The sequence below is a fragment of the Pseudomonas sp. PME37.24/006 genome, assembly GCF_055556635.1.
The window spans coordinates 1-278 of the sequence record NZ_JBVHNL010000054.1; the positions used below are offsets into that span (position 1 = coordinate 1).

Annotated in this window: 1 protein-coding gene; it reads left to right on the forward strand. The window is 42.4% G+C overall.

The features are described 5' to 3' along the window. Positions 1 to 227, forward strand: a 227-nt coding sequence (locus tag ACZ3GY_RS23830; RefSeq protein WP_465912198.1) for an NADH-quinone oxidoreductase subunit C, incomplete at its 5' end; no start/stop codon positions are given. Positions 228 to 278 lie beyond the last annotated feature (51 nt).

Consider the following 278-nt stretch of genomic DNA (forward strand, 5'->3'; position numbering starts at 1 on the left):
TTGATTTTTACGGTATCTTGTTTGATGGGCATCCTGATCTGCGACGCATCTTGACTGACTATGGTTTTGTCGGTCATCCATTTAGAAAAGATTTCCCTGTTTCTGGGTATGTTGAAATGCGTTATGACGCAGAGCAGCGTCGCGTTGTTTACCAACCTGTCACGATTGAACCGCGTGAAATTACGCCAAGAATTATTCGTGAATCATCTTATGCCGGGAATCAATAATCATGGCTGAGATTAAAAACTATACGCTTAACTTTGGTCCTCAGCATCCAG